This window comes from Hypericibacter sp., from assembly GCF_050729195.1.
Classification (GTDB): Bacteria; Pseudomonadota; Alphaproteobacteria; order Dongiales; family Dongiaceae; genus Hypericibacter.
In genome coordinates, this window is sequence record NZ_JBOHKS010000012.1 from 1 (window position 1) to 15595 (window position 15595).

Sequence of the window (15595 nt, forward strand, 5' to 3'; positions counted from 1 at the left end):
CCCCCTACCCCCTCCCGCAAGGGGAGGGGGCTCGAAATGTTTCGTCATGACCTCCTCCGCCAACAACCGGCTCTGCCGCGACTGCCTCGGCGATCCGGGGCCGGCCGGCCATCGCTGTGCGACTTGCGGATCGCCGCGGCTGCTGCGCCATGCGGAGCTCGACCAGCTCTCGATGGCGCATCTCGATTGCGACGCCTTCTATGCGGCGATCGAAAAGCGCGACAACCCGGCCTTGCGCGACGAGCCGGTGATCGTCGGTGGCGGCAAGCGCGGTGTGGTCTCGACCTGCTGCTATGTGGCACGGCTCTACGGCGTGCGCTCGGCCATGCCGATGTTCAAGGCGCTCGAGCTCTGCCCCAAGGCCGTGGTGATCCGGCCCGACATGGCGAAATATTCGCAAGTCGGCCATGAGGTGCGCGAGCTGATGCTCGAGACCACGCCCCTGGTCGAGCCGCTCTCGATCGACGAGGCCTTTCTGGATCTCTCCGGCACCGAAGCGCTGCATCACGGCAGCCCGGCGCGCACGCTGGCCCGGCTCGCGGCCCGGATCGAACAGCACCTCTCGATCACCGTCTCGATCGGGCTCAGCTACAACAAGTTCCTGGCCAAGGTGGCGTCGGATATCGACAAGCCCCGCGGCTTCGCGATCATCGGCCGCGCCGAAGCCACCAGTTTCCTGGCGGGGAAACCGGTCGGGCTGATCTGGGGCGTGGGCAAGGCGCTGCAACAGCAGCTCGCCAAGGACGGCATCACCCATATCGGTCAGTTGCAGAGCCGCGAGGAGAACGACCTCCTGCTGCGCTATGGCAGCATCGGCAAGCGGCTGGCGCGGTTCGCGCGCGGGCTGGACGAGCGCAGCGTCGATCCCGACGGTCCCGCCAAGAGCATCTCGGCCGAGACCACCTTCAACGAGGACATCGCCGATTTCCGCGAGCTCGACCGGATCCTGTGGCCGCTCTGCGAGAAGGTGTCGAGGCGGCTCAAGCATGCCGAACTCGCGGGCGGCACCGTGACCCTGAAGCTCAAGACCGACGAGTTCCAGATCCTGACGCGCAACCGCAAGCTCGCCGATCCGACGCAACTGGCCGAAGCGATCTATCGCGCCGCCAAGCCGCTGCTCCAGCGCGAAGCCAATGGCCGGCATTTCCGCCTCATCGGCGTCGGCACCGGCGACCTCATGGATGCGGCCCTCGCCGACCCGCCCGACCTCGCCGACCCCGACGCCGCGCGCCGCAAGACGGTGGAGCAGACCATGGACAAGCTCCGCGACAAGCTCGGGCGAACCGCCATCCGCAAGGGCCGCGGCTGGGTGCCGCCGAAGAAGGACTGAAGGAGGAGAAGCGCGGCCCGTCAGCAATTCGGCTTGGGCAGGGCCTCGATCTTCGACAGCGTGCCGAGGATCGAGAATTCGCCATAGTCGAGCACCATGCGGTCGACCACGCCGTTGGCGTAGAGCTGGATGTCCTGCTCATGCTCGGGCTCGGCCGCCTGGCCTTCCGGCGGGTAGAAGGCGAGCGAGACATGCCAGCCGGGCACGCCCTTGAGCTGGGGACGCTGGTCGGCTTCCTTGCGCTCGGCGTCGGAGAGCGGCGTGATCGCGGCGCTGACGGCGAACAAGCCGTCCTTGTCGGAACCGTCGAACACCTCGGCCCACAGCATGGGCGGTATCGGCGTTCCCTTGGTCGCCAGATCGATCAGCTTCAGGCTGTGCTGGGTCGGGAACAACGCGCCGGCAGGCAAGGCCGTCTCATGCGCGTCGGGCTTGTTGTAGCGCGCCTCGCCGCCATTTTTCGACAGGTCGGCGTCGCCGCGGAACTCGGAGACCAGCTCGCCATTGGTCAGTTCGCGCGAAACGAACCGGTAGCGCTTCCCGTCCTTGGATTCCCAGGAGGTCAGGCTCCAGCCCACCTTCGCGGCATCGCCGCTGGCATAGAGGAAATCCATCTGCGAGCGCTGCGTCACGCTCCAGCCGTCGCAGGAATCCTGCCATTCGAAGGCCATTTCGCCCTCGATATCGGCGACGTCGCCGCCGCTCTTCAGGATCTGCATGTGATAAAGCGCCCGGTGCGGCAAGGGATCGGTCATCCCGGCCGCCGGAGCGGGGACGGAGAACGCCGCGCCGAGAGCAATGAAGGCCGCCCCGAGCCAAAGGGGTCGGGCGAGGCCGTGCCAAAGAGGGGGAGAGAAAAGCGATGACATGCTCGGACGCAGCGATTATGTCATGGCCGGGCTCAAAACGATAGTTCCCTGAAACTACAGTCTTTCTGGCCCGTCATCCGCCCTTCCCGTCCAGCCCTGGAGCCCGCCCCATGCCGCCGAAGCCGACCGTGCTCGTGACCCGCAAGCTGCCCGCCGCCGTCGAGGCGCGTCTCGCCCGCGATTACGACGCCCGCCTCAACGCCAGCGACAAGCTCCTGAGCGCGGACGAGATCGTGGCCGGGGTCCAGAACGCCGATGCGCTGCTGCCCTGCCCCACCTGCAAGGTCACGGCCGACATGATCCGGCGCTTTCCCGACCGGCTCAAAGCGATCGCGACCTTCTCGGTCGGTTACGAGCATATCGACGTCAAGGCCGCCAAGGAGCGCGGCATCGTCGTCGGGAATACGCCCGACGTGCTGACCGACGCCACCGCGGACATCGCGCTGCTGCTGATGCTGGGTGCGGCGCGCGGTGCCTCGGAAGGCGAGCGCGTGGTGCGCGACGCGGCCTGGGGCGCCTGGGCGCCCACCGGCATGCTGGGCGTCCATATGACCGGCAAGCGTCTCGGCATCTATGGCATGGGCCGCATCGGCCAGGCCGTCGCCAAGCGCGCCCGCGCCTTCGACATGAAGATCCATTATCACAACCGGTCGCGGCTCTCGCCCGATCTGGAGCAGGGCGCGGTCTTCCATGCCCGCGCCGAGGACATGCTGCCGCACAGCGATTTCCTCTCGATCAACGCGCCGGCGACGGCGGAGACCACGGGCTTCCTCAATGCCGCGCGCATCAAGCTGCTGCCCGACGGCGCCATCGTGGTGAACACGGCGCGCGGTCCCCTGGTCGATGACGAGGCACTGATCGCCGCGCTCAAATCGGGCAAGCTCTTCGCCGCCGGCCTCGACGTCTATGCCGGCGAGCCGGCGATCAATCCCGCCTACCGCTCGGTGTCGAACGCGTTCCTGCTGCCGCATCTGGGCAGCGCCACCACCGAGACCCGCGTCGCCATGGGCATGAAGGCCGTCGACAATCTCGACGCCTTCTTCGCCGGCAAGCCGCTGCCGGCCCGGGTGGTGTGAGGCGAACTGTCATGCCCGGGCTTGACCCGGGCATCCAGACTTCCTGATCGAAGAACTGGATCGCCGGATCAAGTCCGGCGATGACAGATGGGCGCCATCACCCCGCCTGAAACAATTCGATCACATTCCCCGACGGATCCTCGCAGAGGATCTGCTGGCCGCCGGGACCGCTGAGGATGTCGTTGCGGAAGCGCACGCCGGCCGCGCGCAGCGTCGCCACCAGCCTGGGCAGATCGGGAACCTCGATCACGAACCGGTTCCAGCCGCCGGGTTCGGGTCGCGCGCCGTCCGGCATGGGTTTGGAGGCCGAGGCCCCGGGACCGGCGAGCCATAGCGACAGGTCACCTCGCGACAGGATCGCCATGTTGGGACCGAACTGCTGATGCAGCGCGAAACCGAGGCGATCCCGGTAAAAGGCCACCGCCTCATCGACATTCTTCGCGAAATACCGAACGGTCGCCATTCATGCCTCGACGGGTGGTGATCAGCCGGCCGGCAGGCCCGCGGGCTGCGGCAGGGTCATGGCGCGGAAGCCGCCGCCGCCATAGACGATGTCGCTCGCGAGGAGCTGCACCGGCTGGCGATCGGAGAACAGCTTCGCGATGGCGGCGAAGGCGCGATCGTCCTGGGGCGCCTCGAACGCGGGAATGATCACGCCGCCATTGGCGAGATAGAGGCTGGTATAAGCGAGCGGCAGACGTTTCCCGTCGTCGGAATTGCGCGGCCGCGGCTGTTCGATCTCGACCAGCTGCAGCTGGCGGCCTTTGGCGTCGGTCGCACCCTTGAGCCGCTCGGCGGTGTCCGCATAAGCGCCGGCATTGGCGTCGTTCTTGTCCGGCGTGGTCTGGACCAGCACCACGCCCGGCTTCACGAAACAGAGCATCGTGTCGAGCCGCCCGCCCGCCGGATCGCCTTCGATCGCGGTCGCGATCCAGATCACGCGTTCGGCCCCCAGCTGCTGCTTGAGGATGGTATCGGCCTCGGCCCGCTCGAGCCCCGGATTGCGCTTGGGATCGAGGATCATCCGCTCATTGGCGATGAGCGTGCCTTCGCCGTCGGTCGTGACGGCGCTGCCCTCGAATATGATCGGCGCCTGATAGCGGCGCATGCTCAATTGCTCGAGCATCTTCTCCGGGATCATCGCGTCGCCATCGACTTCGGTGTAGCGGCCGCCCCAGGCATTCCAGCGCCACTGCACGCCGGCCACATGGCCGGTGCCGGAGGTCACGAAGCTGGGGCCGTTATCGCGCAGCCAGCTGTCGTCCTGCGGCAGGGAGAAGCTCGCGACTCCCGACGCGGTCAGCAGCGAGACCTCGGCAACCTTGGTGGGCTTGGCGATCATGGTGACGGGTTCGAAACGGGCGATGGCCTCGGCCACCTCGCCGACGGCTTCGCGGGCCTGGCCCAAATGCTCGCCCCACGCCTCGGAACGAACCGGCCACGCCATCCAGCATCGGCTATGCGGCGCCCAGTCGGCAGGCAGTCTGAACCCGTCGTCGGCGGGGTGAGTCATGGATGGCTCCCTCGTCGCGGCATCTGGCCGGCGGCGACTTTAACAGGGTGGACGGCGCTGTCCAACCGGCCCGCATCGGCGCACGGCAAATCCAGCTTTTTCAACGACTCGGATCCGTGAACCCGCCGTGCCCTACTTCTTCAGCGGCAGCGCCAGGCGGATATGCAGCTCCTTGAGGCGGGCCTCGGGCACTTCGGCCGGGGCCTGCATCAGGAGGTCTTCGGCCTTCTGATTGAGGGGGAACGCGATGATCTCGCGGATGTTCCGCTCGTCGGCCAGGAGCATGACGATGCGGTCGATGCCGGGCGCCGATCCGCCATGGGGCGGGGCGCCGAATTTGAGCGCGTTCAGCATGCCGCCGAACCGGCGCTCCATCTCGTCCGCACCGTAGCCGGCGATCGAGAAGGCCTTGTACATGATCTCCGGCAAATGGTTGCGGATGGCGCCCGAGCTGAGCTCGACGCCATTGCAGACGATGTCGTACTGGAACGCCTTGATCTCGAGCGGATCCTTGGTCGTGAGCGCCTCCAGCCCGCCTTGCGGCATCGAGAAGGGATTGTGGCTGAACTCGATCTGGCCGGTGTCCTCGTTGCGTTCATACATCGGGAAATCGACGATCCAGCAGAACTCGAAGCGGCTCTTGTCGATCAGCGCCAGCTCGTCGCCGAGCTTGGTGCGCACCGTGCCGGCGAATTTCTCGGCAACCTGCTTCTTGTCGCAGGCGAAGAAGACCGCATCGCCATCCTTGGCCCCGGTCGCGGCCTTGATCTGCGCGACGCGCGCTTCGTCCAGGTTCTTCGCGATCGGGCCCTTGGCACCGTCCGCAGCATAAACGATGTAGCCGAGGCCACCGGCCCCCTGCTCGCGCGCCCATTCATTGAGCTTATCGAAGAAGCTCCGGGGTTTGCTTCCAGCACCGGGAGCCGGAATCGCGCGCACGATCGAGCCTGCCGCCACGCCCTTGGCGAAGATCCCGAAGCCGGAATCGCGGAAGGATTCTGTGACGTCGGCGATGACGATCGGGTTTCTGAGGTCCGGCTTGTCGGAGCCGTATTTCAGCATCGATTCCTCGAAGGCGATGCGCGGGAACGGACGCCCGCTCACCTTGCGCCCGTTCGCGAACTCCTCGAACACGCCATGGAGCACCGGCTCGATCGCGGCGAACACATCCTCCTGGGTCACGAAGGACATCTCGAAATCGAGCTGGTAGAACTCGCCCGGGCTGCGGTCGGCGCGGCTGTCCTCGTCGCGGAAGCAGGGCGCGATCTGGAAATAGCGGTCGAAGCCCGCGATCATGAGCAGCTGCTTGAATTGCTGCGGCGCCTGCGGCAGGGCGTAGAACTTGCCCGGATGCATCCGGCTCGGCACCAGGAAGTCGCGGGCACCCTCGGGACTCGACGAGGTCAGGATCGGGGTCTGGAACTCGGTGAAGCCCTGGTCGATCATGCGCCGGCGGATCGACGAGATCACGCGCGAGCGCAGCAGGATGTTCTGGTGGACGCGCTCGCGGCGCAGATCCAGGAACCGGTAGCGCAGCCGGATCTCCTCGCCCGCATCCTCGTCGCTGTTGACCTGGAGCGGCAGCATCTCGGCCGTCGAGAGCAGCTCGAACGCCTTGACCTGAACCTCGATCTCGCCGGTCGGCAGCTTGCTGTTGACCGTCTCGGGGCTGCGGCTCACCACCTTGCCGTCGACCCGGACCACGAACTCGGTGCGGGCCCCCTCGATCGCCTTGAAAATCGGGCTCGAGGTATCGACCACGCACTGGGTAATCCCGTAATGGTCCCGGAGGTCCAGGAACAGCAGATTGCCGTGGTCGCGTTTGCGGTGCACCCACCCGGAAAGTCGGACTTCCTGGCCGGCATCGGCGAGGCGCAGCGCGCCGCAATTATGGGTCCGGTAGGCATGCATGGCAGGTCTCTGGGCTCCCCTGAAGGGCGGAAAACGGGCGGTCGAGGCGGGCGCAAGAGGCACGGAAGCCGCCAGATTGTCAAGCACCGGGCCCCCGGCGCCGGCCCGCGCGACCCCGGCCCCGGAAACGGGCGATTCGCTGGGTTTTCCGAAGGTTGGGGGCCGCCCATGGCTTTCTCACCGGGCAGAATCCGTGTATAGCACGGCTTCAATGGAGCTCATTGCCGACACCGCCGCCCTCGCCGTCTTCACCGAACGCCAGCACGGCGCCGGCTACATCACAGTCGACACCGAATTCATGCGCGACCGGACCTATTGGCCGGTCCTGTGCCTGGTCCAGATCGCCGGCCCCGAAGACGCGGCCGTGATCGACACCCTGGCGCCCGGCATCGATTTGGCGCCTCTGTTCAAGCTGATGGCCGATCCCGCGGTCCTGAAGGTGTTCCATGCCGCCCGGCAGGATGTGGAGATCTTCTTCCATCTGACCGGTCAGATCCCGACCCCGATCGTCGACACCCAGGTGGCCGCCATGGTCTGCGGCTTCGGCGATGCGGTGTCCTACGAGAATCTGGCCGGCAAGCTGGCCGGGGCCCGGATCGACAAATCCTCACGTTTCACCGACTGGTCGCACCGGCCGCTGACCGAGCGCCAGCTCCATTATGCGCTGAGCGACGTCACCCATCTGCGGCTGGCCTATGAAAAGCTGGCGCGGCGCATGGAGAAGACCGGACGCACCAGCTGGGTCGCCGAGGAGATGGCGATCCTGACCGATCCCGACACTTATCGTCTGGTGCCGAACGAGGCCTGGCACCGGCTGAAGCCGCGCAGCGACAAGCCACGCTTCCTGGCGCTGCTGCGCGAGGTGGCCGCCTGGCGCGAGGAAGAGGCGCAGCGCCGCGACCAGCCCCGCAGCCGGATCGCCAAGGATGAGACCCTGACCGAGATCGCGGCCCATGCGCCGATCACGGCCGAGGAGCTCGGGCGCTGCCGCGGCCTCTCCAAGGGCTTTGCCGAGAGCCGCCAGGGGCAGGCTCTGCTGGCGGCGGTCAAACGCGCCCTGGAGCTGCCGGAAGACGAGCTGCCGACGCCCCCGCCCCGCCTGGACACGCCGCCCGGCGTCGGGCCCTTGGTCGATCTGCTCCGGGTCCTGCTGAAGATGCGCTGCGAAACCCACCAGGTCGCCCAGAAGCTGGTGGCCTCGGCCAGCGAGCTGGAGCGGATCGCGGCCGATGACAATGCACCGGTTCCCGCCATGGCAGGCTGGCGGCGCGAGCTGTTCGGCGCCGACGCCCTGGCGCTCAAGCATGGCAGGCTGGCGCTGACGGCCTCCGGCAAGGAGGTCAAGATCGTGTCCCTGCCACAGGCGGCCCAATAGCGGCAGGCCCGCTTCCCGCTTCAAATCCCCCTGTCGGTATTCCAGGAAGATTTCCGATGCGTGACATCCTCTCCCTGCCCCGCTTCTCCAGGCTTCGGACCCTCGTCCTGGCGCTGGGCGCCCTGCTGGCTTCGGCGACACTGCCGGCCCTGGCCAATCCGCCCGACGGCGCGCCGAGCCTCGGCTTCCCGGTCGATTGCCACATCAATCTCGACTGCTCGGTGCAGAAATATTTCGACCACGATCCGGGTCCGGGCGCGAAGGACTTCATGTGCGGCGACCTGGTCAACGACAAGCATACCGGCATCGACATCCGCATCCCGAGCTATGTGGATATGCGGCGCGGCGTGAAGGTGCTGGCGGCGGCACCGGGCGTCGTCTGGCGTATCCGCGACGGCATCGAGGACATCAATGTGCGCAAGGTCGGTGCCGAGGTGGTCGACGAATATGGCCTCGGCAATGTCGTCGTGATCGATCACGGCAATGGCTGGCGCAGCTTCTACGGCCATATGCTCAAGGGCAGCCTCACGGTGAAGGAAGGCGACCATGTCGTGGCCGGCCAGCAGGTCGGGCTGATCGGCCTCTCGGGCCTCACCGAGTTCCCGCATGTGCATTTCATGATCATGCACAACAAGACGCCGATCGATCCCTTCACCGGCACGGCGATGACCGATCCCCTGACCTGCGGCGACACCGCGCATGCGCTGTGGAATCCGGAGACACTGACGGCGATGGCCTATACGCCGACCGGGCCGCTGATCGCAGGCTTCTCGACCGAGCAGCCGGATTCGGAAGCCGCCAGCAACGGCACCTACGACCAGGCGCAATATCCCAAGACAGCGTCGACGCTGTTCTTCTGGGCGAACTATTTCGGCATGGAGGCGGGCGACCGCCAAGTGCTGCGCATCATGGGGCCCGACGGCAAGGTGATCGCGAATTTCGACCAGAAGGCCGAAAAGGGCAGGATCCTGATGTTCCGCTATGTCGGCGTCAAAGCGCCCACCGGCGGCTTCCCGCCCGGCACCTACCGCGCCGAGTTCCAGCTGCTGCGCGGCGACAGCGGCAACGACAAGATCGTCGCCGCCATGGCGAGAACGGTCGAGGTCCAGTAGCGGCAGAAGTGCAGTCTCGAGGCATCGAGGCCGCCGCTTAGTGCGGGCCGCGTGCTTTCACGACCGAACCTAGATTAATCCCAATCTCTTGGCATAATCGAACGTCGCGGGTTTCCGATCGTTACCCTTGAAATGCAGCAGGCGCGGCGGCACACAGCCAAACGCCTCACCGGGAAGAAATCCATAGATACTCTCAGGTAGGACGGTAAATCGATATCGGCCAGAGTTGACAACATTCCGGATTGCTTCTTGGTCACCGTACCAACGGTGGAATTTTGGGTGTAGAGCGTTGAGGTTGGCCAGACAGTCCGCCCAAAACAATCCATCGGCCGAAATGGTCGCGCAAGCGACATAAGGATACACCTGTCCAAAGGTCTTATCGCCATGCTCCGAAAAATCCATGCCTCTGAACTCAGGATTAATCAGGATCGATAGACCGTATTCCCGGCCGCAAACCGCGACATCGCAACCAGCGAGAATCGTGACCGGGCCCAGCGATTGCACGCACAACATATCCGCATCGACATAAATTGCGGGATCTCGCCGGTTCAATGCGGCGAAGTTTCCCAAGCGAAACGTCATCAGTTTTTTCGGATCACCGCAAATCGGCTGACCGCGTCGACACCATCGATGGCCAATGTATCGTGATCCGTGCATTGGATAATCTCGGCATCTTTGTGAAATGCACGAATCGAGCGGACGAGCAGGTCCGGGAACTGCCATTAGGCGCCAATATGCAGAAAAACAAATGCCGCACTCATAGCGATTTCCAGCGGACCAGAATTACTGGTGAGCGGGAAAGGCGAGCTCTCACTATCCCGATAATATCCCCGACCTCGCTACGGTGGCTCCAATCGGCGGAAGCGTTGTTGCCGGAGTTCAGCGTCAGGGTCATGACCGATCCGATCTTTCCGGCGGCGAATCCGCACGATATTCCTCGAACCAGCGATCGTCTTCCTCATACCCATAGGAGCGTAGAATGGAAAACAGCGCTGGGCATGCCAGGAATTGCTGCCGAATCCGTTCACGGTGCTGCGGCGCGCGCCACCCATCGATGCTGGTCGGATCCAGCGGCCGCTTGCCGTTCAAGGCGACCTGCAACTGATCCGGAATGTCATGCTCAAAGAATTGGGCGAATCTACCCGAATACTCGAACCCAACCTGACGTCCCAAAGCCCGCTGCACCTCGTCGCTCCGCTGGACCAGATCTTCATACTTCAACACGATCGGCATCGGCCGCGCGATGGCCAGAACGTGGGAGATGGCCTGATGGATCGCGAGAACTCCCGGATTGACGGGCTTCACTATCTGATCCTTGAAGAAATACTGGTGGTCGAAGCCGACGAAATAGTCGTCGGGAACCATCTTATGACGCGAGGTTATGACTGCTCGCACATCTCGGATCATGATGATGAAATGGAGCCTCTTGCCGAGACGATTGCTGCGCACGATCTCGTCGTATTTGAGAATGTCCAGTGGCCGCTTCGTGATGTAGCTGGCGGGCGTTTCGCCGATAACACTGGTAGCCGTGCATTCACGATCGATGAACTCGAAATTGGTCACCGTGGTGCGCAGCATGTTGTAGAAGAGGGTTGTGCCGCTCCGAGAGTGACCGCAGACAACCACATGCGCTGGTATTCGCCGAACCGGGGCAAGGGCGGAATCGCGATTCTGCGGTTGACTCATCCTGCGCTGAAACCCTGTTACGATTCCACGTCGTTACCAGCTCAATACAAGATAGGCCACCCGCGGGTGTCAATATCCGTTCTCGCAGCCGGCGACACCGCAACGCCTCACTGCCGACTGCGATCAGCCCTTGTTCCTCTGCAAATGAAATTCGTTGAGAGATTGCGGCGGCAATGAACCGTGCTCGGCGTAACCGCCGGCCGTGATCGCGGGGTATCGCCGCAGGCCAATGCCACTGCTGTCCCTGCCCAGTCGGTCGACAGCATGCACGCCCCCGCGGCACGCTGTCCTCCTGCCGTGGAGCGTCCACATCGAGTGCGCTACCCCGCCCGTCGATTGGTCAGGGTCGCGGTGCCGATCGGCAGGTCGAGCGCGCGGCCGAGCGCTTCGAGGCGGCGCTGCACCGCCTCGCCGAACATCGCTTCCTCGCCCTTCGGCAGATTGAGCGTGAGACGCGAGCCCGAGCGCACCAGCGCGGTCCTGTCCAGCAAGGCCGGCGCCGCGGCCAGCGAATAGGCCAGGCGCAAGCCCAGCCCCAGCAGATCCGCATCGCGGCGGGCCTGGTCGCTCAGCAGGCGCAACATCGATTCCATGCCGGGCAGATCGCCCTCGAAGCCATAGCGCTGCGCGATGGCGACGGCGGCGAAGACGCGTTCGTGATGATCGAGCCCGCCGATCGGCAGGCGCAGGATCCGCATGAAGGCCTGCTCGGCGCGATAGTCGGGATGCTCGCGCCAGGCGATATCCGAGATCTCGCAGATGGCGAGCCGCAGCCGGGCGGCGGCCGGCGATTCCTTCGCCTCGAACAGCGGCGTCAGCCAGGCCTTGAGCCGCGCACCCTGCGAGCTGAACCGGCCTTCGAGCAGGGCCAGGTCGCGGGCGGCCTCGAACAGCGGATCCTTGCGCTGTTCGGCCGGCGAGAGCCGGTCGAAGATCAAGCCTTCGCGCAAGCCATAGGCCGAGAAGTTCACCCGCTCGGGCCGCGCCAGGCGCAGCACCCGCTCCAGCACCAGGGCTGCCAACGGCAGGCTGTCGAGGCGCCGGCGCGGTACGCCGCGGATGCTGGCGAGCGAACGGCGCCCGAGCCGGCTGATCACGCGCGCCAGCTCCTCGGCCGCGCGCCGGCTGATGGTGTAGGCATGGATCACATGCAGCGGGTAATGGACCTGCTCCATATGGATGCGCGCGAGCGTCCGCCAGGCGCCGCCGACGGGATAGAAATCGCCGCCCTTGGATTCCTCGAGCCAGTCGAGCTTTTCCAGATGCTGGTCGACGGCCTTGCGCGCCTTGTCGCGATCGCCATCGGCGATGTCCATGAGCCGCAAGGGGCCGATCGGCAAGGTGACATGCCGGCCGGGCTCGCCGCGGGTCAGGCGCACCAGCTCGAGGCTGCCGCCGCCCAGATCGCCCATGACGCCGGAGGTCTCCGGCATGCCCGACGCGACCCCCAGCGCCGAAAGCCGGGCTTCCTCCTCGCCGGAGATGATGCGGATCTTGCGCTGGCAGCGGCGCTCCGCCTCCTGCACGAAGGCCTCGCCGTTCTCGGCATCGCGCACGGCGGCCGTGGCCACCATGTCGAGATTGCCGACCTCCATGCCCTCGGCCAATCGGACGAAGCGCTCCAGATTGGAGATCGCCATGGCGACGCCGTTCTTGTTGAGCTCGCCCGAGGCTTCGAGGCCGCGGCCCAGCCCGCAGAGGACTTTCTCGTTGAACAGCGGCCAGGGGGCTCGGCTCAGGCGGTCGAAGACCACCAGACGGATGGAGTTGGAACCGATATCCACCACACCGATTCGTGGTGACCGCGATTTCCCCGCTCCGCTTTCCGCCATGCCGCTCGTCACGCCTTTTTGAGCTCGAGGGACGGGGCCTTGCGCTTCATCGCACTGCCGCGACCGGACAAGCTCGGGTTGGTCATGAAGTAGGTGTGAGCGCTGAACGCATCGGGGCCCGCCGGAACCCGACTATAACGTCCGTCCGCGCCGAGAATCCAGCTTTGCGCCTCGTCCTTGAGATTGGCGACCATGATCTGGTCGAGCACCTGCTGATGCACGGTCGGATTCTCGATCGGCACCAGCGCCTCGAGACGCCAGTCGAGATTACGAGGCATCCAATCCGCCGAGGAGACGAACACCTTGGCGCTGCGCGAGGGCAGCCGCACGCCGTTACCGAAGCACATGATGCGCGAATGCTCGAGGAAACGGCCGATGATGCTCTTGACCTGGATATTCTCGGAAAGACCGGGCACGCCGGGCCGCAGGCAGCAGATGCCGCGCACCACGAGACGGATCTGGACTCCGGCTTGCGAGGCGCGGCAGAGCGCGTCGATCAGGCCGGGGTCGACCAGCGCATTCATCTTGGCCCAGATGCCGCCGGGCCGACCCGCCTTCACATGTTCGATCTCTTCCTCGATCAGATGCATCAGGGTCGAGCGCAGCGAGATCGGCGCGATCGCGATCTTCTCGAGCTTCTCCGGCTTGGCGTAGCCGGTCATGTAATTGAAGGTCCGCGCCGCGTCATGGCAGAGCGCGGGATCGCAGGTGAAGAAGCTGAGGTCGGTATAGACCTTGGCCGTGATCGGATGATAGTTGCCGGTGCCGAAATGCACATAGCCGCGCAGGCTGGTGCCTTCGCGCCGGATCACCATCGAGATCTTGGCGTGGGTCTTGAGCTGCATGAAGCCGAACACGACCTGCACGCCCGCCCGCTCCAGGTCGCGCGCCCAGCGGATATTGGCTTCCTCGTCGAAGCGCGCCTTGAGCTCGACCAGCGCCGTCACCGACTTGCCGGCCTCCGCCGCCTCGATCAGCGCCTTCACGATCGGCGAATCGTCGGAGGTCCGATAGAGCGTCTGCTTGATCGCGACCACATTGGGATCGCGCGCGGCCTGGCGCAGGAACTGCACCACCACATCGAAGCTCTCGAACGGATGATGGACGACGATGTCCTTCTGCCGGATCGCCGCGAAGCAGTCGCCGCCCATCTCGCGGATGCGCTCAGGGAACCGCGCGTGATAGGGCGGAAACTTCAGGTCGGGCCGGTCATCCACGATCAGCTTGGAGCTGGAGGCCAGGCCCAGGATGCCGTCGAGGACGAAGACGTCGCCGGGCGAAACCCCCAGCTCATCGATCACGAAGGCGCGCAGATCCTCGGGCATCGCCGAATTGATTTTCAGCCGAATGACGTTGCCGCGCCGGCGGCGCTTGAGCGCGCTCTCGAACAGGCGGACCAGATCCTCGGCCTCTTCCTCGATCTCCATCTCGCTGTCGCGGATCATGCGGAAATAGCCGAGGCCCGCGACTTTGAATCCGGGGAAGAGCCGGTCGAGATAGAGGCCGACCAGCTCCTCGAGCGGCAGGAAGCGGATATTGGCGCCGGGCAGGCGCACGAAGCGCGGCAATTGCGACGGCAGCGGCAAGAGCGCCCGCAAGGAATTGCCGGTCGGTGTAAGGCCCTCGAGATCCAGCACCAGGGCGAAGCCCAGATTCGGGATGAAGGGGAACGGATGGGCCGGATCGATCGCCATCGGCGTCAGCACCGGGAAGATCTGGTCGAGGAAATAGGCGTCGAGCCATTGCCTCTCGTCGGCCGTCAATTCCGGCGCATCGATCACCGCGATGCCGGCCTGGCGCAAGGCCTGACGCAGGCTGCGCCAGCAGGCCTGCTGGTTATGCATCAGCTCGCTCGACTGCTGATTGATCGCGACCAGCTGCTGGGCCGGCGTCATCCCGTCCTGGCTCGGCGTCGACACGCCGGCGGCGACCTGCCCTTTGAGACCCGCCACGCGGACCATGTAGAACTCATCCAGATTGTTCGCGGAGATCGACAGGAACCGCAGCCGCTCCAAAAGCGGATGGCGCGGGTTCTGCGCTTCCTCGAGCACGCGCTCATTGAAGGCGAGCCAGGAGAGCTCGCGATTGATGAAACGCGTCTCGCTGGCGACGTTGGCAACGGCGCGTTCGGTTAGCTGAGAATCATCCACGGGGGGTATGCCCTGCTTGGAAAGGTGACGGCCGGACAGCCAGCCTCGCATGGCGGCCATGGGAATCCGGCGATCAATTGCAATCTTAGCTGGGCTTCATGAAAATGTCATGACAACGAGGCATCTTGTGCCGCGATAAAGAGTGCCTAAATTCAAGGAGATAGACGGCGATGGCCAAGCCTGCCCCGCGCTCCCGCCAAGGCACGATGAAACGGCTTTATCTCCTCAGACACACCAAATCCAGCTGGAAAGAGGACGATCTCTCGGACCATGAGCGCCCCTTGGCGCCCCGGGGCCGCCGGGCGGCCCCGCCGATCGGCGTCTATCTGCGCGACCACGCGATCCTGCCCGACCTGGTCCTGGCCTCGTCCGCGCGCCGGACCCGCGAGACCTGGGAGCTGGTCAGCCTGATGCTCCCCAAGCCACCGCGGGTCGTCTATGAGGACAAGCTCTATCTGGCGAACGCGGACGAGCTGCTGGTCCGGTTGCGCCAAGCGGGTGACGAGGCCGATTCCGTGCTGATCGTCGGCCATAACCCCGGACTGCAGGAGCTGGCCGAGCGCCTGTTCGGCGACGGCGATGCGGCGGGGCTGGCGAAACTGCGCGGCAAGTTCCCGACGGGCGGGCTGGCGCTTTATCAGTTCGATATCGACCGCTGGGAAGAGCTGCTGCCGGGCATCGGCCGGTTGACCGATTTCGTGGTGCCGCGCGACCTGGTGTGACGTCTGGCGGGGAGACCGT

The 15595-nt window shown here is 65.3% G+C and carries 13 protein-coding genes; 5 read left to right on the forward strand and 8 right to left on the reverse strand.

Translation table 11 applies throughout. The features are described from left to right. Positions 1-46 precede the first annotated feature (46 nt). A complete protein-coding gene (locus ACREE8_RS00605) occupies positions 47-1330 on the forward strand; it encodes a DNA polymerase IV (RefSeq protein ID WP_431571031.1) in 1284 nt (427 codons plus the stop codon). Positions 1331-1350: 20 nt separating this feature from the next. Here ACREE8_RS00605 and ACREE8_RS00610 read toward each other — a convergent pair whose 3' ends face one another. After that, entirely contained in the window at positions 1351-2085 is a 735-nt protein-coding gene (locus ACREE8_RS00610; RefSeq protein ID WP_431571032.1) for an EipB family protein, read from the reverse strand. Positions 2086-2309: 224 nt separating this feature from the next. Between ACREE8_RS00610 and ACREE8_RS00615 the strand changes: the two genes are divergently transcribed. Beyond that, complete coding sequence (locus ACREE8_RS00615) at positions 2310-3275, forward strand: 2-hydroxyacid dehydrogenase (RefSeq protein WP_431571033.1); 966 nt, start codon at positions 2310-2312, stop codon at positions 3273-3275. A gap of 97 nt (positions 3276-3372) precedes the next feature. Here the strand turns inward: ACREE8_RS00615 and ACREE8_RS00620 are convergent, their stop codons facing one another. From ACREE8_RS00620 to aspS, 3 genes are all read right to left on the reverse strand, one after another. Continuing rightward, positions 3373-3738 (reverse strand): VOC family protein, encoded by a 366-nt coding sequence (locus ACREE8_RS00620; protein WP_431571034.1) that lies wholly within the window; start codon positions 3736-3738, stop codon positions 3373-3375. A 21-nt stretch (positions 3739-3759) separates the two neighbouring features. After that, a complete protein-coding gene (locus tag ACREE8_RS00625; protein WP_431571035.1) occupies positions 3760-4788 on the reverse strand; it encodes an agmatine deiminase family protein in 1029 nt (342 codons plus the stop codon). A gap of 132 nt (positions 4789-4920) precedes the next feature. Next, positions 4921-6699 carry an aspartate--tRNA ligase gene (aspS, locus tag ACREE8_RS00630; protein WP_431571036.1) on the reverse strand — a complete coding sequence of 593 codons (1779 nt, stop codon included), beginning with the start codon at positions 6697-6699 and terminating at the stop codon, positions 4921-4923. Between the two features lie 211 nt (positions 6700-6910). On the opposite strand from aspS, the gene rnd reads away from it, so the two are divergent. Both rnd and ACREE8_RS00640 read left to right on the forward strand, forming a co-directional pair. Then, the gene (gene rnd, locus ACREE8_RS00635; RefSeq protein WP_431571037.1) at positions 6911-8074 is read left to right on the forward strand and encodes a ribonuclease D; all 1164 of its coding nucleotides are present in this window, start codon (positions 6911-6913) and stop codon (positions 8072-8074) included. 56 nt (positions 8075-8130) lie between these two features. Then, a complete protein-coding gene (locus ACREE8_RS00640; protein ID WP_431571038.1) occupies positions 8131-9186 on the forward strand; it encodes a M23 family metallopeptidase in 1056 nt (351 codons plus the stop codon). Between the two features lie 69 nt (positions 9187-9255). Here the strand turns inward: ACREE8_RS00640 and ACREE8_RS00645 are convergent, their stop codons facing one another. From ACREE8_RS00645 to ACREE8_RS00660, 4 genes are all read right to left on the reverse strand, one after another. Next, complete coding sequence (locus ACREE8_RS00645) at positions 9256-9768, reverse strand: hypothetical protein (protein WP_431571039.1); 513 nt, start codon at positions 9766-9768, stop codon at positions 9256-9258. Between the two features lie 309 nt (positions 9769-10077). Further along, positions 10078-10872 (reverse strand): hypothetical protein, encoded by a 795-nt coding sequence (locus ACREE8_RS00650; RefSeq protein WP_431571040.1) that lies wholly within the window; start codon positions 10870-10872, stop codon positions 10078-10080. Positions 10873-11192: 320 nt separating this feature from the next. Continuing rightward, positions 11193-12656 carry a Ppx/GppA family phosphatase gene (locus tag ACREE8_RS00655; protein WP_431571041.1) on the reverse strand — a complete coding sequence of 488 codons (1464 nt, stop codon included), beginning with the start codon at positions 12654-12656 and terminating at the stop codon, positions 11193-11195. Positions 12657-12712: 56 nt separating this feature from the next. Beyond that, on the reverse strand, positions 12713-14914 hold the full coding sequence (locus ACREE8_RS00660; RefSeq protein ID WP_431571042.1) for an RNA degradosome polyphosphate kinase: 2202 nt from the start codon (positions 14912-14914) through the stop codon (positions 12713-12715). Positions 14915-15024: 110 nt separating this feature from the next. Between ACREE8_RS00660 and ACREE8_RS00665 the strand changes: the two genes are divergently transcribed. Continuing rightward, a complete protein-coding gene (locus ACREE8_RS00665) occupies positions 15025-15576 on the forward strand; it encodes a SixA phosphatase family protein (RefSeq protein WP_431571043.1) in 552 nt (183 codons plus the stop codon). Positions 15577-15595 lie beyond the last annotated feature (19 nt).